This is a genomic window from Aeromicrobium sp. Leaf272, from assembly GCF_001422865.1.
GTDB lineage: Bacteria > Actinomycetota > Actinomycetes > Propionibacteriales > Nocardioidaceae > Aeromicrobium.
The window spans coordinates 1-23,049 of the sequence record NZ_LMMY01000008.1 but is presented as its reverse complement, the minus strand read 5'-3'; the positions used below and the strand labels follow the sequence as shown (position 1 = coordinate 23,049).

Below are 23,049 nucleotides of genomic sequence, written 5' to 3'. Positions count from 1 at the left end.
GGTCGAGCCATGGCGCGCTACCTCGAGATCCACCCGGAGAACCCCCAGCCCCGCGCGGTCGAGCAGGCCACCGCGATCCTGCGCGACGGCGGTCTGATCGCCTATCCGACGGACTCCGGCTACGCCCTCGGCGCCGCGCCCGGGAACCAGGAGGCCCTGGACCGGATCCGCAGCATCCGTCGGCTCGACGACAAGCACCACTTCACGCTCGTGTGCAAGGACTTCGCCCAGCTCGGCCAGCTGGTGCACGTCGACAACGCGATCTTCCGTGCCGTCAAGAGCGCGACGCCCGGCCCGTACACGTTCATCCTGCCGGCCACCCGCGAGGTTCCCCGGCGGATGCTGCACCCGAAGAAGAAGACGGTGGGCGTGCGGATCCCCGACCACGTGGTCGTGCGCGCGCTCCTGGAGTCGCTGGGGGAGCCGATCCTGTCGAGCACGTTGATCCTGCCCGACCACGACGAGCCCATGACCGAGGGGTGGCTGGTGAAGGAGGAGCTGGACCACCTCGTCGACGCGGTGGTGGAGTCCGGCGACGTGGTCGCCGAGCCCACCACGGTGGTCGACTTCGTGGACGGCGTCCCCGAGATCGTCCGCGAGGGCGCCGGCGACCCCGACCGCTTCCGATGAGCGGACCGGCCACCTTCGTCCTCGTCCCCGGCGCGGGAGGGGCACCGTGGAGCTGGAGCCGGCTCACCCCGTTGCTCGAGGCCGCCGGCCACCGGTGCGTGGTCGTCGACCTCCCCGGTCCGGACCCGACGGTCGACCTCGACGGCTACGTGGCGTTGGTCGTCGACGCCATCCACTCGGCGCGGGACACGCCTGGACCCGTGGTGCTCGTCGGTCAGTCCTTCGGCGGGTTCAGCACGTCGGCGGCCGCCGCGCGGGAGCCGGTCGACCTGCTGGTGCTGCTGAACGCGATGATCCCGTCCCCGGGCGAGTCCGGCGGCGCGTGGTGGTCGGCCGTGGGCCTCTCGGGCGCCCGGCGCGAGGCCGAGGCGGCGGCCGGTCGCGATCCTCAGGCTCCTTTCGACCCGCTCGCGGTCTTCTTCCACGACGCCGCCGACGACGTGCTGACCGAGGTCGCTGACCAGGACCGCGACGAGTCCGACGCCTCCTTCGGGTCCGTCTGGCCGGCCGACGCCTGGCCCGACGTCCCCACGGTCGTGCTCGTCGCCGACGACGACCGGCTCTTCCCGCCCGACTTCCAACGACGCGTCGCACAGGAGCGGCTCGGCCTGGGGGTGACCGAGGTGCCGGGCGGTCACCTCAACGCCCTGACCCGACCGAGCGAGCTCGCCGAGGAGCTGGTGAGGATCGCCCGCTCAGCGGGTCGCTGAGGTGCGTCGACCGACGATTGCGACGAGCGCGGAGGCCGCGGTGAGACCGGCGAGCAGCAGCATCGTCTGCGTGCCGTCCAGCCACGACAGCAGCAGGGTCGCGAGGTACGGCGCCGCGAAGCCGACGTAGGTGAGGCTGTAGAAGACGGCGTTCACCGTGGCCAGGTCCCGTGCCGGGGTGATCGTCTCGACCGTCCGGAGTCCGGCCACCAGGACGAAGCCGTAGGCCGTGCCCAGCAGCATGCAGGCCGGGACGACCAGCCAGGACGCGCCGGTGGTGGCGGCGAGCGCCCCCACGCCGAACCCGGCCACACCCGCTCCCATGCCCACGGCGAGCGTGACGCCGGTGGCGAGCCTGCGGCCGTACGGCTGCAGCGCGACCCCGGTGCCGAGGGTCAGGAAGACGAGCGCCCCGACCAGCGCGTAGGCCGGGCCGGGGACGTCGACGACCGCAGGCAGCGTGGCGAAGGCGAGGGTCGCCGTGCCGAACACCCACGGGGCCGTCGGCACGACCTGGGTCAGGAACCGGCGCGAGCCGAGCACCTGACGCAGGGTCGCGGCGTCGGGATCGCTGGTGGCGACGTCGTCCGGATCGGGCTCCGGCGCCGGACGCAGGAGCACCGCGACCGCGACGGTGAGCACCAGGTGCGGCACGTACGGCAGCACCGTGGGCGCCGGTGCCCACTGCGCCAGCACCCCGGTGACGAGCGGACCGGTGCCGAACCCGGCCGACAGCGCGATCGCCGCCCGGCGCGCACCGGTGCCGGGCGCGGCGTCGGACAGCTCCTTGACCCACGCGGTGCCGGGTGCGAACGCGGCGCCGCTCGCGACGCCGGCCAGGAGGCGACCGACGAGCAGCAGGGTGAGCGAGTGCCCGCCCACCATCAGGACGACGGTGGCGACGAAGGACAGCACGAGCACCGGGCGCAGGACGCGGCCGCGTCCGATCCGGTCCGAGACCGGGGCCACGAGCAGCAGGGCGGGGACCAGCCCCACCGCGTAGGCGCCGAACAGCGCGGTGACCTGACCGGCGGTGGCTCCGTCGACCTCCCGGTACACCGGCAGCAGGGCGGCGAACTGGTTCGCGCCCCATCCCACGGCGAAGAGCGCGAGCGCGGCTCGGAACCAGGACGGCACGACGCCACGCTACGCGCGGCGTCGGTGAGATCCCTCAGCGGGCGCGGTGGTCGACGCGTGACATGCGGGCCCCGTGCCGCTCGACCCGGACGTGTGGGCTCAGCTGCATGAGGCGCAGCGCCAGGAAGCGGTGGGGCCGGAACGGCTCCAGCACCTCCGCCACCTCGTGGTCGTGCTCGAGCCGGTGACCGAGCAGGGCGGTCCCGACCGTGCTGGCCAGGTGGTAGTCGCCGAAAGGCACCGCGTCGGTGTCGCCGAAGGCCCGCGAGCCGACCTCGGCCGCGGTCCAGACGCCGACTCCTGGCAGCGACCGCAGGGCGGCCGAGGCGTCGGTGGGCTCGCGGTCGGCGAGTCGCTCGAGGGACTCGCCCAGACGCGTGACGGCCTGCACCGTCCGGTACCGCTTGGGGTCTACCCCGGCCCGGTGCCACTCCCACGAGGGCAGCGCCGCCCATGCCTCGGCCGTCAGCGGCAGCCGCATGCCCGACGGCGCCGGACCCGGCGGGACCTCACCGTGCCGTGTGAGCAGCTGGCGCCACGAGAGGAAGGCGTCGGCACCCAGGACCTTCTGCTCGATGATCGCCGGGACGAGCGCCTCGACCACCCGACGGGTGCGGGGTACCCGGAGCCCGGGGTGTCGTCGATGGGCGTCGGCGACCACGGGGTGGGCCAGGGGAGGGCGGTGCGGCTGGTCCCCGCCGAGGCACGCAGGCAGCTCGTCGAGCACCTCGGCCGCACCCGGACCCCACGCCACGGCCTCCACGACGTGAGCGTCCAGCTGGCGCAGGTGGAGCGTGGCCGGGCCCGACGGCGGTCGCGTGGCGCGCCAGATCTCGGCACCCCGGCCGCGGAAGGCGGGGTCGGCGGGGCCGCGGCGCAGGGTCGACAACGTGCGCCAGACGTCGAGGGGTGCGGTGCTGCGCCAGGTGCGGCGCAGCCCTTCGTCGGTCACGCGCCGCCGCGTCGGGCGCGAAGGCGATCGCGCCACGACACCCGCCGGGGCGGGGGAGGGGAGGGGCGTGCCGCAGCTCGCCGGCGCAGGCGCTCGCGCCAGGCGCGCACCTCGTCGTCGACGTCGCGGGTCGGGGTGATGACCGGCGGACCGCCCTGGAGCTGGCGTCGTGCCTCGACGACGCGACGGTTGAAGTCCGCGAGCATCTCGCGGACGCGTTCCTCCGAGCCGGTGGAGTCGAGGAGGTCGTCGAGCTCGGCGTCCTCCTTGCGCAGCGCCAGGGCGGGCGGCAGGACGCCCGAGACGTTCTCGCGCTCGATCAGCTGCTTGAGCCACCAGTCGGGATCGTGGCGGAAGACCCGGGGCGGCAACGGCTTGCCGGCCAGCGGCAGGTCGTCGAAGTCGCCGCGGGCGATCGCGGCTCGGATCTGGCCGTCGACGTAGAGAGCCTGGTCCTCGGGGCGCCGCCCGCGTGCGGGGCCCGCGCCCTCGTCGCCCTCGTCAGCGGCGTCCGGGTCGGGAGCGCGCGACGTGTCGGGCGCCGGGTCGTCACCGAGGCGGTAGTGCGCCGCTCGGCGTCGCGGGTCGTCGGACATCGTTCCTCCTGCCACCACTCTAGGCAGGAGGAACGACACCGGCCGCTCGGCCGATCCTCAGTCGACGTCGTCGTCGACCCAGTCGAGGGTCTTGGTGACGGCCTTCTTCCAGCTGCGGTAGTACTTCTCGCGCTCGTCCTCGGGCATTTGCGGCGTCCACCGCTTGTCCTCGCCCCAGTTGGTGCGGATGTCGTCCTCGTTCTCCCAGTAGCCGACGGCCAGACCCGCGGCGTACGCAGCGCCGAGCGCGGTGGTCTCGGCGACCTTCGGGCGGACGACGTCGACGCCGAGGATGTCGGCCTGGAACTGCATGAGTGTCTCGTTGACGACCATGCCGCCGTCGACGCGCAGCTCGGTGAGCGGGACGCCGGAGTCGGCGTTCATGGCGTCGAGCACCTCGCGCGTCTGGTACGCCGTGGACTCCAGCACCGCCCGGGCGATGTGGCCCCGGTTCACGTAGCGCGTCAGGCCCACCAGGGCGCCGCGTGCGTCGGGGCGCCAGTGCGGGGCGAACAGGCCCGAGAACGCCGGCACGAAGTACGCCCCGCCGTTGTCGTCGACCTGCTTCGCGAGGTCCTCGATCTCCGGCGCGCTGCCGATGAGGCCGAGGTTGTCGCGGACCCACTGCACGAGGGACCCGGTGACGGCGATGGAGCCCTCGAGCGCGTACACCGTGGGCTCGTCGCCGATCTTGTAGCAGACGGTGGTGAGCAGCCCGTTCTCCGACGGGACGGCCTCGGTGCCGGTGTTGAGCAGCATGAAGTTGCCGGTGCCGTAGGTGTTCTTGGCCTCGCCCTTCTCCAGGCAGGCCTGCCCGAAGGTCGCGGCCTGCTGGTCGCCGAGGATGCCGGCGACCGGGGTGCCGTTGAGGATGCCGGGCTTGCACTCGCCGTACACCTCCGAGCTCGACCTGATCTCCGGCAGCATCGACAGCGGGATGTTCATGTCGGCGGCGATGCTCTCGTCCCACTGCAGGGTCTCGAGGTCCATCAGCAGCGTGCGGCTCGCGTTGGTGACGTCGGTGACGTGCACACCGTCGTTCTCCGCGCCGCCCGTGAGGTTCCACAGCACCCAGGTGTCCATGTTGCCGAACAGCAGCTCGCCGGCCTCGGCGCGCTCCTGGGCGCCCTCGACGTGGTCGAGGATCCAGCGGACCTTGGGCCCGGAGAAGTAGGTGGCCAGGGGCAGCCCGACCGTCTCCTTGTAGCGGTCGAGCCCGCCGTCGGCTGCCAGGCCGTCGACGATCTTCTGGGTGCGGGTGTCCTGCCAGACGATCGCGTTGTAGATCGGCTGTCCGTTGGACTTGTCCCACACGAGGACGGTCTCGCGCTGGTTGGTGATGCCGACCGCGGCGATGTTCTTGCTGTTGAAGTTCGCCTTGGCCAGGGCGCCGCCGATGACGTCGCGCGTGTTGGTCCAGATCTCGAGCGCGTCGTGCTCGACCCACCCGGCTCGCGGGAAGATCTGCTCGTGCTCGACCTGGTCGACGGCCACCACCGATCCTGCGTGGTCGAAGATCATCGCGCGGGTCGAGGTGGTGCCCTGGTCGATGGCGAGGACGTACGTGTTGTCGGCCATGCTCGAATCTCGATTCTGTGTGGGGTCGGGGTGCGGGTCAGACGTAGTTCGCGGCGGCGGCCAGGAGGCCTCCGAGGATGCCACCGATGGCGGGTCCGACGACAGGGATCCAGGAGTAGGACCAGTTGCTGTCGCGCTTGTCCTTGATCGGCAGCACGAAGTGGGCGATGCGTGGGCCCAGGTCGCGCGCCGGGTTGATGGCGTAGCCCGTGGGACCGCCGAGGCTGGCGCCGATGCTGACGACGAGCAGCGCGACGGCCAGGGGGCCGAGCTCGGTGGGTGTCTTGCCGAACGCGATGATCACGAACACGAGGACGAAGGTGCCGATGATCTCGGTGATGAGGTTGGAGGACGTGCGCGCGATCTGCGGTGCGGTGCAGAAGACGCCGAGCTTGTCGTCCGGATCGCTCTCCGGGTCGTCGAACTGGTCGCGGTAGGCAAGCCAGCACAGCGTGGCGCCGATGAAGGCGCCGAGCAGCTGGGCGGCGAGGTACACCAGCACCTTGACGGCGGTGTTGCCGCCGAGGTCGTCGCCGGACGCGACGAGCCCCAGGGTCACGGCGGGGTTGATGTGCGCGCCGGACTTGTAGGCGACGTAGACGCCCGCGAACACCGCCAGGCCCCAGCCGAAGCTGACCATGAGGAAGCCGCCGGCGTTGCCGTTCGTCTTGGCCAGCGCGACGTTCGCGACGACGCCGCAGCCGAGCAGCAGGAGCGTGGCGGTGCCCATGACCTCGGGCAGGAAGATGTCTGTGAGCACGTGGTCCCCCCGGCCGACCCGACAGACTCGTCGCCCGCTCGGTGCGGACGTCCCCCGAGACGCCTCGGTCGGTGTGCATCGAGCCTATCGTGACCCCCGTCACATCGCGTGGGGGTGCGGCGCCGCCGGGACCGGGAGGGTGCTCCAGGTCGGGGGAGTCGAGCCGTCGGGTCGTGACCTCCGGGGTTCCGCGCTCGTTGGGGGTGATGACATCGATCGGGGGTCGCGAGGAGGTCGTCGTTGCCCGTCCTGACCTTCGACATGCCTGCGGACTCCGGGGCGAGCCTGTGCGTGTCGACGCGACTGCTCGTGCGGGCCCCCGAGGTCGAGCTGTGCTGGCTCGAGGGTGACGAGGGCGTCCTGGTGCTGCGCCTGGAGTGCGACGAGAGCGACGTCGCAGTCCTTCGGCACCACGTGCTGACGGCTCACCCAGCAGTCGTGGACGCAGCGTCGCCGGGGGAGGGTCCTCCGGCACGCCCCGGGGCACGGCGCGGCGTCGGTCGGCATCGGCGCTGACGTCGGCTGTCGACGCCTCGTCAGGCGGCGACGTACTCGAAGGCCCCCGCGGCGGGGTAGTGCTCGGCGAGCACGACGACGGGTTCGGCCCTCCTCGTCCAGGTGCGGGTGAAGGCGGTGCGTCCGGGCACGGTGCGGGTGGGCAGGTGCCATCGGGTGGTGCCGTCCTCGTCGTGGTCGACGGGGAGGGCTCCGCGGGTCTTGAGTCCGTGGTGGGACCGACATCGTGGGTGGAGGTTCGTTGCGGTGGTGGGTCCGCGGTCTGGGCGGTCGGGGTCGAAGGGTCGCTGGTGGTCGAGGTCGCACGCTTCTGCGGGCTTGTCGCAGGTGGGGATGTCGCAGACGCCGTCGACGAGCTCGAGGGCGCGGCGTAGTGGGGCGGTGGGGAAGCGGCCGAGCTCGGTGACGTCGAGGATGCCGCCGGCCTCGTCGGTCAGGAGGCGACTGAACAGCGTGCCGGGGGTGGTGGCGAGCTCGCGGACCAGGGTGGGGTCGACGGCGTGCTGGCCGTCGCCGGTGACGGCGGGTTCGTCGTCCAGGCCCAGCAGGGTGGCCAGGGGGACGGTGATGCCGACGTGGAACCGGCCGCGGCCGGGGGTGTCGGTGGTGCGGGCGAGGAGCCGGTCGGTCAGGACGTCGGCGCGGGCCTGGGAGAGGCGGCGTGCGTCGTCGGGGTCGCCGGCGCGGGAGGTCTTGGCGGCCAGGGACAGCTCGCGCTCGATCAGCAGGGCGTCGTGGGTGGGGATGAACGCCTGGAGCAGGCTCATCCCGTCGTCCATGGCCGTGATGGTCACGTGGCGCTGGGCGGTCGCCTCGCGGCGGCGCCGTGCAGCATCGTCGGCCTCGACCCGGGTCACGAACCGGCGCAGCCAGCCCTTGAGCTGGGACAGGGTGTGGGTCGTGGCGTAGGGGACGACGGACTCGTCGAGCAGCTCCACCGACGCGACCTCGTGCAGGCGCCACCGGGCCGAGGCGATCGCGCGGGCCTTCGCCCGATCGAGCTCTCCGGCGCTGTGCGCGGCCCACGCCGTCGGCAGGTCCGTCGTGAGGGTCCTGGTCGCCGCGACCAGGTGCGCGACGAAGCCCGACGCGACCTCGAGCTCGACCGTGACCTCCAGGATCGCGACCTGCCGGGCGTCCTCGGCCGAAGCCGCGCTCCGCCCGGCCGCGACCGCGTCGGACCGTCGGCCGTCCACGAACGCCAGCACCGCCGCCGCCTGCGCCGCCTCGGCCCGCCACAGCGCTCGCGACGCATCCGTCGCGAGGCCGAGGAGAGAGTCCGTCGAGGTCATGCAACGAACATACATTCGACGCCCGACATCGAGTTTCGCCGCGTTCGCCTCGGTGCCAGGAGCATCGGGACGGGGGAGTGGAGCTACCCGCCCGCGCTTCTCAGGCTCACGTCGAGGCGGGTCATGAGTCGGGCGACCGGCGTGCGACCCGTCGGCACCGGGGGATAGCGGCGCAGGATCGCCACGAGCGCGGGGGAGGCGAGGTGTCGAGCGTCGTCGAGGACGCGGTCGGCCTCGGCGGGGTCGTCGGCGGCCAGGGCCGCGGCATGGGCAGCGCACGCGGTCGCACGCAGGATGTGCCCGACCTGGGAGGCCTTCGCGATCGGGTGCAGGTAGGCCGCGGCGGCGGCGTCCCCGGCGGCGCGGGCGGCGTACCTGGCAGGACCCTCTCCGGCGTCGGCCGCCGCGCGGTGGGCGTCGAGCGACGTCATCCGCTGCAGTCGCGATCGAGGCGCCCCAGCGACGAAGGCCTGAGCCGCGTCGATCGCAGCACGCGGCCGCGGGTCGCCGGGGGAGGCGGACTCGAAGAGGGGCAGGAGCGGCCTCGCCGAGTCGAGCGCGAAGGCGGCCACGACGCGCAGGTCCTCGAGCGAGAGGTCGAGGTCCTCGGGCGTCGTTCCCACGTCAGGCATCCTCCCAGGTGGTGTCCACGTGAGCGCGCCTCGCCAGTGGAGTCGGTGGGCGATGGCGATCTGGCCGGAGGAGTCGTACCGGAGCTCGCAAGCGAAGTCGGAGGTCGACGACGTGTAGGCGACATGCCCCGACCGAGGCATGGTGCCGAGTTCACGGGCCCTCGAGGTCGATGCGCGTCTCGGTGCAGCGGTAGCCGGCACGGCGGAAGGCCGCGGCCATGGGTGTGTTGGTGGCGTCCGTGGTCGCGGTGATGCAGGAGGTACCCTGCTCGGCGTGGAAACGGGTGACGAATGCGAGGATCTCGTCCACGTGACCTCGCCCTCGATGCTCGGGGAGCACGGCGAGGTACCCGACGTTGCGGTTCCTCGGGGTCGCTGACGGGATGGCGACGCCGACGACGGTGCCGTCAGCGGCGGTGGCCGTGTGCCACCAGGAGCGGTCGCCGGGGCACGCTCGGTAGTAGTCGACCTCGGCGCGGGCGAGTTCGCCGGGACTGCTCGACTCGAGCTCGCGGCGGGTCATGACGTCCAGCGAGCCCTCGGCGGCGGCGGCGAACAGTCGTACGAAGGTCTCGTCGCCGGCCGGCGCGAACTCGAGCGAATCGGGTCTGGGCGGCAGGGGTCGATCCGCGTCCCACTGGAACTGGAGTCGCTCGTTGACCCGCGTCAGGCCCGCGTCGGCGGCGGCGTGAGTCTTCAGGTCGACCTCGGCGACCAGGGCCTCGTCGTCGCGCCAGTCGTTCGGCAGTCGCATCGTGTGCGGGAGTGGGACGCCCACTCCACGACTCGACAGCGACTCGTGTCCCGCAGCGAGAAGGGCCGCGGCCAGACGTCCGCGGTCGGGTGCCTGCAGGTCGACGTCCCAGACGTCCAACGCGATCGGCGTGACCGGGTCTCGCCCCCACCACATCGCGCGCCCGAGCACCGCGCCGGACCCGTCGACCGCCAGCACGCTCCACTCGGGCCGGATGCGGCCGGCCTCGATCTCGGCCTCGACCTCGCTGACCGGTGGGCCGGTGTGGGCCAAGCCGCTCGATGCCGCTGCAGAGACCAGCTGTGCGGCCGAAGGCCTGACGATGCGCATCGCGCGAACCTTCCCGGGCCGATCTGTCGACGGGGCCTCACACTACTGCCGCACCGGTCGACGTTGCCAGGGCCGAGCAGTGGTGTCGAGCCAGGGGAGCGGACGGGCGCAGCGCCTGCGACGAGCACAGGCAGGGGTGGTGCGACGGCTCGCGGAGCTCACTGCTCGACGGAGATGAAGACCTTCACGCTGTCGTACGTCCCGATGTCCGTCGGTGCGAGACGCACGTCGGCATCGCTGCGACCAGCTACGCGTGTCGGCTCGCCGACAGCGGTGACCGTGAGAGCTTGTTGCGACTCGCCCTCGGCGGGGCGGTTCCAGGTGATCCCGACGAGGCGGACCACGTAGTCGCTCCTCCCGGGATTGCTCACCCTGGCCGTGCGAGCCTCGTACGGAAGGTCGACCGGCTCTCCCTGGGCATCCAGGAAGTCGACCTCGGGATAGGCCGTCCCGGCGTCCTCGGCGGTGCGCATCCCTTCGACCGTGACCTCGACGTCCTCCACGTCGTCGGACCCCGGGCCCTCGAAGCGCAGGATGTCGAGCACCTCGTAGTTCGCCGGCGCGACGACCAGACCTCGATCGCTTCCGAACACCGTGGTCACCGAGACCTCGGTCATCGGCTCCGAGTCCGAGTCAAGTGCCACGAAGGAGAGGGTCGGAGCTGCGGAGAGGGTCCTGGACGAGTTGGTGATCGTGAGCGTCTGGTCGATCGTTCCCTCGTCGGAGACGCCGGAGTAGGCGAACCGCAGGTCGACCGCATCGTCTGCGGGCTGGTTCGTGGAGCTCCCACTCGGGTCGTTCGACCCGGTGCAGCCAGCGAGGGCGAGCGACAGCAACGCGACGGTGATCGTTGTCCTGAGCATCGTGCGACTCTAGGGGCCAGATCGGTCCTCGGCCCGCCTGGAACGAGCGAGCACGGCTTCGCCGGGTGGTTGGGGTGCGCCAGGGAGTGGAGGAGCGCACTGGGGGCCGAAGTCGAGGAAGATGTCCACTACTTGACATAATGTGCATTATCGGAGCATTGTCAGAGTGGGCGAGAGTGGCCTGTCGGGGCTACTGCGCCGACGTGGTCGGCCAGCTCGTTCACCCACCGGCGCACGTCGTCCGGATCCTCCGCAACGACGCTGCGACAGTGCGGCAGGACGGCGCCGAGCTCGTCGGCGGTCTCCAGCGGGTGCGCCGGGTCGGCCGTCCACGCCAGCACCAGTGTCGGGACGTCCAGCGTCGTCAGGGACGACCTGGACGGCAGGTCCGACGACGCCGCTCCGCGCAGCACCGTCGGGAGCAGGCTCGGTGGCACGTCGGGCAGGGTGTCAGGACGTCCTCGGGTCGCCGGAGGCTGCGGAGCGCCTGCGCCGGCGGCCATCCAGGCCGCCACGCCGCTGGACTCGACGAGCCGCGCCGCCCACTCGTACTCCGACGCCTTCGACGCGCGGGTCCGCCAGCCGGTCGGCGGGATCAACAGCGTGAGGGTCGCGAACCTGGCCGGGTCGCCGAGGGCGGCGTGCAGGAGCGTCCCCGTGCCCATGGAGGCCCCGATCCCGTGCACCACTTCCCCACCGAACACGTGTTCGACGAGCAGGTGGAGGTCGTCGGCCAGCTGCGGCCAGCAGTAGTCGCCGATGCGGTCGCGCCCGGTGGACCGACCGTGCCCACGGGCGTCGTAGCGAAGGAGTCGCACGCCCTCGAGCCCACCGGCGACGTCGAGCCCCAGGGCCGCCTCGCGGTGCCGGCTCGACGTGAGACCGTGCAGCGCCACCACCGCAGGCCCGTCCGCACCGGTCACGTCGAAGTCGAGCGTGGCCCCTGGTACCGCGAACGACGACACGGTGGCTGCTCCTCGTGCTCGGCTCCCCTGACGGCCCAGGCTACGACGACCGGGACGCTCGGAGCGCCGGCGCGACCCCACGTGTGACCGAGCCGACACGCGCCTGCCCTGACCGGTGGCTCGATCGGCCTAGAGTGAGCCGCATGCGGCTGACCCATGTGGCCCACCTCCGGCTGCCGTTCGGTCGCATCGTGGGCTACGACCTCGACGTCGGACCCGTCGGCGAGCAGCTGCCGATCTCGTTCGACCAGGCTCGCCACGTGGGCCTGGGCGACCGTGCCGGGTCGTGGATGGCGATCACCTTCCGCCCGCCCGACGTGGACCGCGACACGCTGGCGGCGGCCTGGCTGTCGGTGGTCCGGCGCCACGGCACGCTCCGCACGGTCTTCTCCCCCGCCCCCTCCGACGGGCCCGACACCGGTCCCACGCTGCACGAGGTCGAGCTGGGTCCCGGGCGGTGGCGGGAGCACCCGGTGGGTCCCGGCACGCGGCTCAGCGACGCGATCCGTGGGGTGCTCGACGAGCACTGCACGCCGTTCTCGTCGCCCTCGCACCGGCTGTGCGTGGTCGAGTCGCACGACCGGCCCACCGTCGTGGTCGCCGCGGACCACGCACACGTCGACATGTGGTCGTTGCTGGTCGTCGTGCGGGACCTGCAGCGCGCGCTCGCCGGAACCCTCGACGACGCGGCTCCGGCGCGACCGTTCGCCGACCACACCGCCGCGCTCGTCGAGCGTGAGCGCGCACCGCAGTCGGTGCGCGAGCGCTGGAACGAGGTCATCGAGGCGTGCGGCGACACCATGCCGCGCTTCCCGCTCCCGCTGGGCGACGTGGAGCGACCGGTTCCCGAGCGGGTCGAGCTGCGCGACGTGCTCGACGTCGACGCCCTCGCCTGGCTGTCGCGAGGGGCGCGCGCCCGCACCGTGTCGACGCTCGCGCTCGTGACCTCGGCCCTGACCCAGGTCACCCGCGACCTGGCCGACGCTCCCCTGCGCGCCGTGTTCCCGGTCCACAGCCGGTACGAGGACACGTGGCACGACTCGGTCGGGTGGTTCATCACCAACGCCGTCCTCGACTCCCCCGACGCCGACCCCGTGGCGTGCGCCGCGGCCGTGAAGGAGGCCATCGGACTCGGTTCGTGGCCGCTCGAGGACGTGTTCGCGCCTTGGGGCGGCATGCCGCAGTCGCCGGGGATGTTCGCGATCTCGTGGCTGGACCTGCGGCGGCTGCCGGTGCACGTCGACCACGTGGGGCTCGAGGCCCAGTACGTGAGCGCGGCCGGGCGCACCGACGGCGTCATGGTCTGGTTCGTGCTCGACGAGGCGGGGATGCACCTGCGGTGCCGCTACCCCGACACCGAGCAGGCGCGGGCGAGCGTCGGAGGGTGGCTGGACGAGGTCGTCGACGAGATCCGCCGCGCTGCGCGCGACGCCGGGGCGACGCTGGAGGTCGACGGTGCGCTGCTCCAGGTGGGACGGGCCGAGCGGCACGACGTGCCGGCGATCCTCGCGCTGCTCGCGGACGACCCGATCGGCGCGACACGCGAGCTGGCCGACGCGACCGCCTACGAGGACGCCTACGACGCCCTGGTGCGCGATCCGTCCCAGCTGCTCGTGGTCGTGCGCGACGGCGACACGGTGGCGGCCACCGCGCAGCTGACCGTCATCCCCGGGCTGTCACGGGGCGGCGCCACACGGCTGCAGATCGAGGCCGTGCGGGTGGCGTCAGCGTGGCGCGGCCGAGGGCTCGGTGGTGCCCTGCTGGAGTGGGCGCACGAGCACGGACGTGCCCGCGGTGCCGTGCTGAGCCAGCTGACGACCGACACGTCGCGCGTCGACGCCCGCCGGTTCTACGAGCGCCTCGGATACGAGGCGAGCCACCTGGGGCTCAAGCGTCCGCTCTGAGACCGGACCGGCCCCGGGTGGGGCGTGACGGGTCGGTGCGTGCCGTGGCGAGCACCGCGAGGCCGCACGCCAGCACGACGAGGCCGAGGCCCGCGACGGCGCCGACCCGCTCCCCCAGCACGACGACACCCAGCACCGTGGCGCAGAGCGGCTCGGCGAGCGTCAGCGTGGCGACGTCGGCGGCGGGCAGGCGTGCCAGCCCCCAGCCGAACAGCAGGTACGCGACCGCGGTGGTGACCACGCCGAGCCACAGCACCAGCAGGAGCCCGGGCCCGCTCCAGAGCCATGGACCGGCCAGCAGCACGAGGGCGGGGAGGCTGACGACGCCGGCCGTGCCGAACAGGACCCCCATGGTCCGGCCCGACGACCAGCCGCGGCCGAGCAGCTCCTTCGCCGCGAGCGTGTACAGCGCGTAGGAGGCGCCGGCTCCGACGGACCACCCCACCGCGGAGCCCGCGACCGCCGACCCCGACGCGAGGCCCGACACCAGCATCACGCCCACGATGCCGAGGGTCGTCGCCACGCCCCACCGGACGCCGGGCACGCGACGGCGCAGCACCGCCTCGAGCGCGCCCGTCACGACCGGTGCGGACCCGAGCGCCACGACGGTGCCCACGGCGACGCCGTTGCGGGCCGTGCCCTCGAAGAACGTGGGCTGGTAGGCCACGACTCCTCCGGCGCCGACGGCGACGACCACCCAGGTGGGCATCCTCGCGCCGGCGGGAGACGGTGGAGCGACGCCGGTCGCCCGGCCCCGGGACAGCCACGTCGCTCCCAGGGCCAGGAGGGTGCCGCCCAGGGCGATGCGGGCCAGCCCCACGGCGACGGGCGACCCGGCCACATCGGCCAGCTCCTGCGCGGTCCCGGTGGTCGCGAAGCACAGCGCGGCGAGGACGATCGCGCCGACGGCCCGCCCTCGGGGTCCGCCGTCAGGCATCGACGTAGCCGGCCAGGTGCTCCCCGGTGAGACCGGCGCGGGCGGCGACCAGCTCGGCCGGGGTTCCCTCGAAGACCACGCGGCCGCCCTCGTGGCCCGCGCCCGGACCGAGGTCGATGATCCAGTCGGCGTGGGCCATGACGGCCTGGTGGTGCTCGATCACGACGACCGAGCGACCGTCGTCGACGAGCCGGTCGAGCAGCCCGAGCAGGTTCTCGACGTCGGCGAGGTGCAGGCCGGTGGTGGGCTCGTCGAGCACGTACACCTCGCCGGCGTCCGACATCTGCGCGGCCAGCTTCAGCCGCTGGCGCTCACCGCCGGAGAGGGTGGAGAGCGGCTGCCCGAGCGTCAGGTAGCCCAGGCCCACGTCGACGAGGCGCGCGAGGATCTTCTGGGCAGCGGGGACGCGCCCCTCCCCCTCGGCGAAGAACGCCTCCGCCTCGATGATCGACATCTCGTGCACCTCGGCGATGTCCTTGCCCCCGAGGGTGTGCTCGAGCACCTCCGCGCGGAACCGACGGCCGCCGCACTCCTCGCACGGCGACTCGACGGTCGCCATGACGCCCAGCTCGGTGATGATCACGCCGGCGCCGTTGCACGTGGGGCAGCCGCCCTCGGAGTTGGCGCTGAACAGCGCCGGCTTCACCCCGTTGGCCTTGGCGAACGCCTTGCGGATCGGCTCGAGCAGGCCCGTGTAGGTGGCGGGGTTGCTGCGTCGGGACCCCTTGATGGCGCCCTGGTCGATGACGACGACCCCGTCACGCCCTGCGATCGAGCCGTGCACGAGCGAGCTCTTGCCCGAGCCGGCCACGCCGGTCACCGCGCAGAGCACGCCCAGTGGCACGTCGACGTCGACGCCCTGCAGGTTGTGGGTGTCGGCGCCGCGGATCTCCAGGTGGCCGGAGGGCCGGCGGACGGTGTCCTTGACCCGGGTGCGGTCGTCGAGGTGGTGACCCGTCACGGTGTCGCTGGCCCGCAGTCCGGCGACGTCGCCCTCGAAGCAGATGGTCCCTCCGCCCGAGCCGGCTCCGGGTCCGAGGTCGACGACGTGGTCGGCGATGGCGATCGTCTCGGGCTTGTGCTCGACGACGAGCACGGTGTTGCCCTTGTCGCGCAGCTGCACGAGCAGCCGGTTCATCCGCTCGATGTCGTGGGGGTGCAGGCCGATGGTGGGCTCGTCGAAGACGTAGGTGACGTCGGTCAGCGACGACCCGAGGTGCCGGATCATCTTGGTCCGCTGCGCCTCGCCGCCCGACAGCGTCCCGGCGGGGCGCTCCAGCGAGAGGTAGCCCAGGCCGATGTCGGTGAAGGAGTCGAGCAGGTGCTGCAGGCCCTTGAGCAGCGGTGCGACCGACGGCTCGTCGAGCTCGCGCAGCCACTCGGCCAGGTCGCTGACCTGCATGGAGCAGAGGTCGGCGATGTTCCTGCCCCGGATGCGGGACGAGAGCGCCTCGGGCGTGAGGCGGGTGCCGCCGCAGTCGGGGCAGGTCGTGAACGTGACCGCACGCTCCACGAACCGACGCACGTGCGGCTGCATGGCCTCGAGGTCCTTGCTCAGCATCGACTTCTTGACCTTGGTCAGGACGCCCTCGTAGGTGAGGTTCACCCCGTCGACCTTGATCTTGGTGGGCTCGCCGTGCAGGAGCGTCTGCAGCTGGTCCTGGGTGAACTCCCCCACGGGCGTGTCCATCGGCAGGCCGGCGCCGGCGAAGATGCGGCCGTACCAGCCGTCCATGCTGTAGCCCGGGACGAGCAGCGCGCCGTCGGCGAGGGTCTTGCCGGCGTCGTAGATGGCCGTGAGGTCGAAGTCGTTGACCGACCCCATCCCCTCGCAGCGTGGGCACATGCCGCCGAGGTAGACCTCCTTGCGCGCCACGCGCTTCTCGACCCGGCCGCCCTTCTCGGTCTGCATGACGCCGCTGGCGGTGCGGGTGGGCACGTTGAACGCGAAGGCGGTCGGCGGGCCGACGAAGGGGTCGCCGAGGCGGCTGAACAGGATCCGCAGCATCGCGTTGGCGTCGGTGGCGGTGCCGACGGTGGATCGCGGGTTGGCGCCCATGCGTTCCTGGTCGACGATGATCGCCGTCGTGAGCCCCTCGAGGTGGTCCACCTCGGGCCGCGCGAGCGACGGCATGAAGCCCTGCAGGAACGCGCTGTAGGTCTCGTTGATGAGGCGCTGGGACTCCGCGGCGATCGTGCCGAACACGAGCGAGCTCTTGCCCGAGCCCGACACCCCCGTGAACACGGTGAGCCGACGCTTGGGCAGGTCGACGCTCACGTCCTGGAGGTTGTTCTCGCGGGCGCCCTGCACGCGGATGACGTCATGGGTGTCGGCGGTGTGGGCCATGGGCCCAGGCTAGCGATCCGCGGGACCGCCGGTTGCCGTCCGCGCCCAGCGTCGGAGCCGTGGCGAGCCACCTGGCATCCTCGTGCGGTGAGTACTCCCCACCGTGTGGTCCAGCACGTCGCCCGCGTGCTGCTCGGCGCCTTCCTCGTCCTCGCCGGGGTGGCGCACGTCGTGGCGCGCGAGGAGTTCCGTGCGCAGGTTCCGTCGTGGTTCCCGGTCGACGAGGACCTCACCGTGCTCGCGTCGGGTGCGGTGGAGCTGGTCCTCGGTCTGGCGGTGCTGCTGGCACCGGCGGCACGGCGGGCGCTCGTCGGGCTGCTCGTCGCGACCCTGTTCGTCCTGGTCTTCCCGGGCAACGTCGCGCAGTACGTGGAGGGGGTCGACGCGTTCGGCCTCGACACGGACCGCGCGCGGCTCGTCCGCCTTCTCTTCCAGCCGCTGCTCGTGCTCTGGGCGCTGTGGTCCTGCGGAGCCTGGCCCCGCGCGGCGCGACCCCGCCCGGGGCGTGACACGTGACGCCCGCCGTCCGAGCGGCGCGCAACGCCGTCGCCGTCGTCTTCGCCCTCAACGGGTTCATGTTCGCCAGCTGGATGGCGCGGCTCCCCGCGGTCCGTGACGCGCTCGGGCTGTCCCCTGCCCAGCTCGGCCTGCTCCTGCTCGCGATCTCCGCCGGGTCGCTGACCGGCCTCCCGCTCGCCGGAGCCCTGTGCGACCGGTTCGGCGCCGCCCGCGTGGTCGCCGTGTCCGCGGTCGTCGTCGCCCTGGCGCAGACCGCCGCGGCCGCCGGAGCGGAGTCGGGCGTCGCGCTCGCCGCCGCGGTGCCGATGGCCTTCATGGGCTTCGGCATCGGTGCGTGGGACGTGGCGATGAACCTGCACGGCGCTCGTGTCGAGCAGCACATGGGCCGTACGGTGATGCCCCGCTTCCACGCAGGCTTCAGCCTCGGCACCGTGGTCGGTGCGGGGCTGGGCGCCGGTGCCGCGGCGCTGGACCTCGACCTGCGCGTCCATCTCGCGGCCACCAGCACGATCGGTCTCGTGGGCGCGCTCGCGGCGGTCCGGGCGTTCCTGCCCGGCCACGAGGACCACGGCGAGGATCCGCAGGGCGCACGGTCCGCGTCGGCCTGGACGGAGCCGCGCACGCTGCTCATCGGCCTGATGGTGCTGGCTCTCGCCTTCACCGAGGGCACGGCCAACGACTGGTTGGCGGTGGCCCTGGTCGACGGCTACGACGTGCCGGACTGGGCCGGTGCTCTCGGCTTCGGCGCCTTCGTCACGGCGATGACGCTGGGCCGGGTCGTGGGCCCGGCGCTGCTCGACCGCCACGGTCGGGTGACGGTGCTCTGGTCGACGATGGGACTGGCCTTCGTCGGCGTGCTGCTCACCGTCCTGGCGCCCGTCCCCGAGCTCGCGGTCGTCGGCATCCTGCTCTGGGGCCTGGGCGCCTCGCTGGGGTTCCCCGTCGGCATGAGCGCCGCCGCCGACGACCCACGCCGCGCCGCGGCCCGGGTCAGCGTGGTCTCCACGATCGGGTACACCGCCTTCCTGGCCGGCCCGCCCCTGGTCGGCTTCGTCGGCGAGCACTCCGGCACGCTCCAGGCGCTGCTCGTGGTGGCCGCCCTGCTGGTCCCGTCCGCGCTCGTCGTTCCTGCTGCGCGGGAGCGCCGCACGCCCTAGCGTGCCGTCATGGGTACTGAGGAGGCCGCCCGCGGCGGCGACGACCGGTCCGTCTTCGACCGCTTCGTGGAGTCGGCGGAGTCGGTGGTCACCCGGGCTCCGTTCTTCCTGGTGTGCGCCGGCATCGTGGTGGCGTGGGCGGTCAGCCTGCCGCTCTGGGCCGACCTGAAGGCGTGGCAGGTCGCGATCCACACCGTCGCGAGCGTCCAGTCGCTGTTCCTGCTCGCCCTGCTGGAGAACGCCGGGCGGCGGGCCGAGGAGGCGTCGCAGGAGAAGCTCAACGTGATCGCCGAGGCGCTGGCCGACCTGATGGAGTCACGGGCGCGCGACGACGAACGGCTGGGCGAGTCGGTGCAGCGCCTGCGCGACGCGGTCGGTCTCGAGGACCGGCACTGACGGCTCAGGCCAGGAGGAAGGTTCGCAGCGCCGAGGCGAAGGCGTCCGGCTTCTCCGAGTGGACCCAGTGGCCGGCGCCCTTCACGGTCACGAGGCGGGTGCGGGGGAACAGGGTGCGCATGTGGTCGGCGTCGTCGTCGCCGACGTAGTCCGACCGCTCCCCCGCGAGCCAGAGGACGGGCCGGTCGAAGGTCCCGTCGATCTCGGGGAAGCCGCCGATGACCGGCAGGTCCCGGCGCAGGAGGGCGAGGTTCGCCATCCAGCGGAACCCTCCGCCCTCGCTCGGGGGGATCGATCGCAGGTTCTGCAGGAGGAACCCGCGCACCGTGTCGTTGTCGATCCGCTCGCGCAGCTGCTCGTCGGCGTCGCCGCGCCGCGCGAGCGTGTCGAGGTCGAGCGAGGCCAGGCTGTCCAGCAGGTGCTCGAACTCCCCGGCGCCGTCGCTCGGAGCAGGGGCGATGTCCACCACGACGAGTCGGTCCACGAGGTCCGGGTGACGCAGGGCCAGCACCATGGCGACCTTGCCGCCCATGGAGTGCCCCACGACGTGGGTGCGACCCCCCGACGCCCACCGCTCGCTCAGGAACGCCGCCACCTGGTCGGCCACGTCCACGTAGTCGACGGAGTCGGTCCACGCGGAGTGGCCGTGGTTGGGCAGGTCGACGAGGAGCGAGCGCAGCTCGGGCTGCAGCGCCTTGGCGGCCTGCGTGAAGTTGCGGCCCTGGCCGAAGAGTCCGTGCAGGAAGACGACCCGCTCCCCCGTGTCGCCGACCTCGCGGGCGTAGATGGCGTCGGTCACGGACCCAGGGTAGATCGGCGGTGAGGACCGTCCGCACGTGCCGTCCTAGACGAGTGCCCGTGCGATCGCGTCGGCCATGAGGTCCATCCAGCGACGCGCCTGGCGCAGGTCCGCCGGGTCGAGGAAGTAGTGGTCCTGACCGGGGACGACGTGGTGCTCCACCGGGATGCCCACGTCGGCGAGATGCCGCGCGTAGGCGTCCCCCTCGGCCCGCAGCGCGTCGTGCTCGGCGGTGACGACGAGCGCCGGTGGCAGCCCGTGCAGGTCGTCGGCGAGCAGGGGTGACGCGTACGGCTCGCTGCGGCGTGAGGCGTCCTTGAAGTACGTCGCGCGGACGAGCCGGACCGTCCGTTCGCTGATCATCGGTCGCGGGACCGTGGCGGGCTTGTGGGTGGTCGAGACGTCGAGCGACGGCACGCCGAGCAGCTGCAGACGCGCCGGCTGGTGCCCCTGGTCCCGGGCCTGCAGGCAGACCGACGCGGCGAGGTTCCCGCCTGCACTGAAGCCGCCGACCACCAGGCGGCGTCCGTCGAGTCCCTGCGTCCCGGCGTTCTGGGCGACCCACTCGACCACGTCGTGCGCCTGGTGGTGCGCCACCGGGTACCGGTGCCGCGGTGCCACGTCGTAGTCCACGTTCACCACGGCCGCACCGGTCGTGGCGACGACGTGCCGGGCGAAGAAGTCGTCCATCGCCGCGTGCCGCATGAGGAAGGCCCCACCGTGCAGGTGCACGTAGACGCCTGGCGCCGAGGGTGCGTCCACGGAGCGCGCCGCGTGCCGGCCCGCCGTGGGTCGGTAGACGTAGCAGCGGACGGTCCCGTGCCGGGTCGGCACCCGCCAGGTCTCGGGGTCCTCGACGTCGGCGCCGGAGATCTGCAGGGCGTCGCCGTAGCGCACCGTCAGCGGTGCGGTGAGGTTCATCAGGAGCGCCGTGGCGTCCGCGTACCAGCCCATGTGTGTCATTCGACACCGCGCTGCGTCCGGATCGGCGCAGGTGCATCATGGGCGTGTGAGGATCACGAGACTCGGACACGCCGCCCTCCTGCTCGAGACGTCGGGGGCGAGGGTGCTCGTCGATCCGGGCGCGTTCAGCCTCGACGCCGCCTTCGAGCTGAGCGACCTGGACGCCGTGGTCGTCACCCACCAGCACCCGGACCACCTGCACCCGGCGCGCGCCGCCGAGGTCGTGGCCGCCAGCCCGGGGGCGGTCTTCCTGGCCGATCCCGAGACCGCCGAGCAGCAGGGCGGACCGTGGCGCGCGCACGCCGACGGCGTGGTCACGCAGGTCGGCGACATCACCCTCACCGGCGTCGGTGCCCGGCACGCCACGATCCTGCCCTCGATCCCGGTGGTCGCGAACGTCGGCGTGCTCGTGGAGGGCCCGAGCAGCGACGGCGGGACGACCACGCTCTTCCACCCCGGCGACTCCTACGAGTCGACCCCGGCCGGTGTCGACCTGCTGGCGCTGCCCCTCAGCGCCCCCTGGGCGAGGATCAGCGACACGGTGGCCTTCCTGTCCGGCGTCGCGCCGCGCGGCTTCCTGCCCATCCACGACGCGACCATCGCCGACGTCGCCTACGACCTGTACTGGAACCACGCCGTGAACCACGGCGGGGTCGACGCCGAGCAGGCGCACCGCCTCGCCCCCGGCGACACCCTCGACGCCTGAGGTGGAACGCCCCCTCCTGCGGGCCATGACGGTCCCGCTGATGCTGCTGGTCGGTGCGCTCGTCACGCTGCAGTCGCGTGTCAACGGCTCGCTCGCCGGCCAGCTCGGTGACGGTCTGCGGGCCGGCGCCCTGGCCGCGGTCGTGAGCTTCGGCAGTGGTTTCCTCTTGCTCACGCTGGTGGTCCTGTCGCACCCGCGCCGACGGGCCGGGCTGCTGCGGGTGCGCGACGCCCTGCGGCTCCGCAGGCTGCGGCCGGTCGAGCTGCTCGGCGGCCTCGGCGGGGCCTTCTTCGTGGCGAGCCAAGGCATCGCCGTCGGCATCATCGGGGTGGCTCTGTTCATCGTGGCGTTCACGGCCGGTCAGTCGGTGGCGTCGCTCGTGGTCGACCACGTGGGGCTCGGACCGGGCGGCCGGCAGGCCGCGTCCCGACCGCGGGCGATCGCCGCCCTGTTCGCCGTCGCCGCGGTCACGGTCAAGGTGCTCGGCGACCTCGACGGCACCGAGCTCGGGCTCTCCCTGCTGCTGGCGTCCCTGGCGCTGGTGGCCGGGTGCCTGCAGGCGGTGCAGCAGGCGCTGAACGGTCGGGTCTCGGCGATCGGCGGTCCTCTCGCGACGACGTGGAACAACTTCGTCGTCGGCACGGCCGCTCTCCTGGTGCTGCTCGTGGTGAGCCTGGCCCTCCCCGGCCGGATCGACGGCTTCCCCACGCAGTGGTGGTACTACGTCGGCGGCGTCCTCGGGGTCGGCTTCATCGCGATCTCCGCCGTGGCCGTGCAGATCCACGGTGTCCTCGTGCTGGGGCTGTGCTCGATCGCCGGCCAGGTCGTCGCGGCGGAGGTCGTCGAGGTGGTCGATCCCGACGTCGCGGTGTCCCCTCTGGGCCTGCTCGGCGGGGTCCTGGCCGTGCTCGGCGTGGTCGTGGCGCTCGTCGCACGTCGGCCCCCGCGGACGTGACCTGACCGTCGTTGTCTTATCTCACAACTGAGATAGTGTGGTCAGGTGACTTCACGAGACGACTACCTCGCCCGCATCGGCACCCTCATCCGCGACGCGCGTCAGCACAGCGGTCTCACGCAGACCGAGCTGGCCACGCAGCTGCGCACCAGCCAGAGCGCGGTCAACCGGATCGAGAAGGGCCAGCAGAACCTGACCCTCGAGATGATCGCGCGCATCGGCACGGCGCTCGACTCCGAGATCGTCAGCGTCGGCACGTCCGGCCCGAGCCACCTGCGGGTCAAGGGCGGCACGCGGCTCTCGGGCTCGATCGACGTCAAGTCCAGCAAGAACGCCGGTGTGGCGCTGCTCTGCGCGTCCCTGCTCAACGAGGGAACGACGATCCTGCGCAAGGTCGCGCGGATCGAGGAGGTCAACCGGCTCCTGGAGGTGCTGTCCTCCATCGGCGTGCGCACCCGCTGGCTGGGTGACGACGGCGACCTCGAGCTGGTCGTCCCGGCCGAGCTGGACCTCGCCGCGATGGACGAGGCCGCGGCCCGGCGCACCCGCAGCATCATCATGTTCCTCGGTCCGCTCATGCACCGCGTGGAGCAGTTCGAGCTGCCCTACGCCGGCGGCTGCGACCTCGGCACGCGCACCGTCGAGCCCCAC

At 72.7% G+C, this 23,049-nt stretch carries 24 protein-coding genes; 10 read left to right on the top strand and 14 right to left on the bottom strand.

What is annotated here, in order from left to right:
* Positions 1 to 9: 9 nt before the first annotated feature.
* Complete coding sequence (locus ASF38_RS01110; RefSeq protein ID WP_055968315.1) at positions 10 to 630, top strand: L-threonylcarbamoyladenylate synthase; 621 nt, start codon at positions 10 to 12, stop codon at positions 628 to 630.
* Positions 627 to 1,340, top strand: a complete 714-nt coding sequence (locus ASF38_RS01105) for an alpha/beta fold hydrolase (protein ID WP_056573164.1) — start codon at positions 627 to 629, stop codon at positions 1,338 to 1,340. The genes ASF38_RS01110 and ASF38_RS01105 overlap by 4 nt, the downstream gene beginning before the upstream one ends.
* Here the strand turns inward: ASF38_RS01105 and ASF38_RS01100 are convergent.
* Genes ASF38_RS01100 through ASF38_RS01080 form a run of 5 tightly spaced genes read right to left on the bottom strand, consistent with a single transcriptional unit; the run spans position 1,326 to position 6,363 of the window.
* The gene (locus ASF38_RS01100; protein ID WP_056573161.1) at positions 1,326 to 2,477 is read right to left on the bottom strand and encodes an MFS transporter; all 1,152 of its coding nucleotides are present in this window, start codon (positions 2,475 to 2,477) and stop codon (positions 1,326 to 1,328) included. The genes ASF38_RS01105 and ASF38_RS01100 overlap by 15 nt on opposite strands.
* A gap of 34 nt (positions 2,478 to 2,511) precedes the next feature.
* Entirely contained in the window at positions 2,512 to 3,429 is a 918-nt protein-coding gene (locus tag ASF38_RS01095) for a DNA-3-methyladenine glycosylase (RefSeq protein ID WP_056573158.1), read from the bottom strand.
* A complete protein-coding gene (locus tag ASF38_RS01090) occupies positions 3,426 to 4,025 on the bottom strand; it encodes a DUF1992 domain-containing protein (protein WP_056573154.1) in 600 nt (199 codons plus the stop codon). The genes ASF38_RS01095 and ASF38_RS01090 overlap by 4 nt, the downstream gene beginning before the upstream one ends.
* A gap of 57 nt (positions 4,026 to 4,082) precedes the next feature.
* Positions 4,083 to 5,603, bottom strand: a complete 1,521-nt coding sequence (glpK, locus tag ASF38_RS01085; RefSeq protein ID WP_056573150.1) for a glycerol kinase GlpK — start codon at positions 5,601 to 5,603, stop codon at positions 4,083 to 4,085.
* 37 nt (positions 5,604 to 5,640) lie between these two features.
* The gene (locus ASF38_RS01080; RefSeq protein ID WP_255353795.1) at positions 5,641 to 6,363 is read right to left on the bottom strand and encodes an MIP/aquaporin family protein; all 723 of its coding nucleotides are present in this window, start codon (positions 6,361 to 6,363) and stop codon (positions 5,641 to 5,643) included.
* 240 nt (positions 6,364 to 6,603) lie between these two features.
* Between ASF38_RS01080 and ASF38_RS01075 the strand changes: the two genes are divergently transcribed.
* Positions 6,604 to 6,879, top strand: a complete 276-nt coding sequence (locus ASF38_RS01075; protein WP_056573147.1) for a hypothetical protein — start codon at positions 6,604 to 6,606, stop codon at positions 6,877 to 6,879.
* Positions 6,880 to 6,899: 20 nt separating this feature from the next.
* Here the strand turns inward: ASF38_RS01075 and ASF38_RS01070 are convergent, their stop codons facing one another.
* The 5 genes from ASF38_RS01070 to ASF38_RS01050 form a co-directional block, all read right to left on the bottom strand.
* Positions 6,900 to 8,171, bottom strand: a complete 1,272-nt coding sequence (locus ASF38_RS01070; RefSeq protein WP_056573144.1) for an HNH endonuclease signature motif containing protein — start codon at positions 8,169 to 8,171, stop codon at positions 6,900 to 6,902.
* Positions 8,172 to 8,254: 83 nt separating this feature from the next.
* A complete protein-coding gene (locus ASF38_RS01065) occupies positions 8,255 to 8,794 on the bottom strand; it encodes a putative immunity protein (RefSeq protein ID WP_235497338.1) in 540 nt (179 codons plus the stop codon).
* A 160-nt stretch (positions 8,795 to 8,954) separates the two neighbouring features.
* Positions 8,955 to 9,887 (bottom strand): GNAT family N-acetyltransferase, encoded by a 933-nt coding sequence (locus ASF38_RS01060; protein WP_082480186.1) that lies wholly within the window; start codon positions 9,885 to 9,887, stop codon positions 8,955 to 8,957.
* A gap of 158 nt (positions 9,888 to 10,045) precedes the next feature.
* Complete coding sequence (locus tag ASF38_RS01055) at positions 10,046 to 10,750, bottom strand: hypothetical protein (RefSeq protein WP_056573136.1); 705 nt, start codon at positions 10,748 to 10,750, stop codon at positions 10,046 to 10,048.
* Positions 10,751 to 10,911: 161 nt separating this feature from the next.
* On the bottom strand, positions 10,912 to 11,715 hold the full coding sequence (locus tag ASF38_RS01050) for an alpha/beta fold hydrolase (RefSeq protein WP_056573133.1): 804 nt from the start codon (positions 11,713 to 11,715) through the stop codon (positions 10,912 to 10,914).
* A 143-nt stretch (positions 11,716 to 11,858) separates the two neighbouring features.
* Between ASF38_RS01050 and ASF38_RS18560 the strand changes: the two genes are divergently transcribed.
* On the top strand, positions 11,859 to 13,619 hold the full coding sequence (locus tag ASF38_RS18560) for a GNAT family N-acetyltransferase (RefSeq protein WP_056573130.1): 1,761 nt from the start codon (positions 11,859 to 11,861) through the stop codon (positions 13,617 to 13,619).
* Here the strand turns inward: ASF38_RS18560 and ASF38_RS01040 are convergent.
* Entirely contained in the window at positions 13,603 to 14,556 is a 954-nt protein-coding gene (locus tag ASF38_RS01040; RefSeq protein ID WP_056573127.1) for a DMT family transporter, read from the bottom strand. The genes ASF38_RS18560 and ASF38_RS01040 overlap by 17 nt on opposite strands.
* A complete protein-coding gene (locus tag ASF38_RS01035) occupies positions 14,549 to 16,903 on the bottom strand; it encodes an excinuclease ABC subunit UvrA (protein WP_056573124.1) in 2,355 nt (784 codons plus the stop codon). The genes ASF38_RS01040 and ASF38_RS01035 overlap by 8 nt, the downstream gene beginning before the upstream one ends.
* A gap of 87 nt (positions 16,904 to 16,990) precedes the next feature.
* On the opposite strand from ASF38_RS01035, the gene ASF38_RS01030 reads away from it, so the two are divergent.
* Genes ASF38_RS01030 through ASF38_RS01020 form a run of 3 tightly spaced genes read left to right on the top strand, consistent with a single transcriptional unit; the run spans position 16,991 to position 18,975 of the window.
* The gene (locus tag ASF38_RS01030; RefSeq protein ID WP_056554675.1) at positions 16,991 to 17,419 is read left to right on the top strand and encodes a hypothetical protein; all 429 of its coding nucleotides are present in this window, start codon (positions 16,991 to 16,993) and stop codon (positions 17,417 to 17,419) included.
* Positions 17,416 to 18,579: an MFS transporter gene (locus ASF38_RS01025; protein WP_055968273.1), complete on the top strand. Its 1,164-nt coding sequence runs from the start codon at positions 17,416 to 17,418 to the stop codon at positions 18,577 to 18,579. The genes ASF38_RS01030 and ASF38_RS01025 overlap by 4 nt, the downstream gene beginning before the upstream one ends.
* A 9-nt stretch (positions 18,580 to 18,588) precedes the next feature.
* Positions 18,589 to 18,975: a low affinity iron permease family protein gene (locus ASF38_RS01020; protein ID WP_055968271.1), complete on the top strand. Its 387-nt coding sequence runs from the start codon at positions 18,589 to 18,591 to the stop codon at positions 18,973 to 18,975.
* A 4-nt stretch (positions 18,976 to 18,979) separates the two neighbouring features.
* On the opposite strand, the gene ASF38_RS01015 is transcribed toward ASF38_RS01020, so the two are convergent.
* Positions 18,980 to 19,774, bottom strand: coding sequence for an alpha/beta fold hydrolase (locus tag ASF38_RS01015; protein WP_056573121.1), 795 nt, complete (start codon positions 19,772 to 19,774; stop codon positions 18,980 to 18,982).
* 45 nt (positions 19,775 to 19,819) lie between these two features.
* Positions 19,820 to 20,728 (bottom strand): alpha/beta hydrolase, encoded by a 909-nt coding sequence (locus ASF38_RS01010; protein ID WP_056573118.1) that lies wholly within the window; start codon positions 20,726 to 20,728, stop codon positions 19,820 to 19,822.
* Between the two features lie 55 nt (positions 20,729 to 20,783).
* On the opposite strand from ASF38_RS01010, the gene ASF38_RS01005 reads away from it, so the two are divergent.
* The 3 genes from ASF38_RS01005 to ASF38_RS00995 all read left to right on the top strand — a co-directional run.
* Positions 20,784 to 21,443, top strand: a complete 660-nt coding sequence (locus tag ASF38_RS01005; RefSeq protein WP_055968265.1) for an MBL fold metallo-hydrolase — start codon at positions 20,784 to 20,786, stop codon at positions 21,441 to 21,443.
* Position 21,444: 1 nt separating this feature from the next.
* Entirely contained in the window at positions 21,445 to 22,398 is a 954-nt protein-coding gene (locus tag ASF38_RS01000) for a DMT family transporter (RefSeq protein WP_200914362.1), read from the top strand.
* A gap of 45 nt (positions 22,399 to 22,443) precedes the next feature.
* Positions 22,444 to 23,049, top strand: a 606-nt coding sequence (locus tag ASF38_RS00995; RefSeq protein WP_156366743.1) for a helix-turn-helix domain-containing protein, incomplete at its 3' end; no start/stop codon positions are given.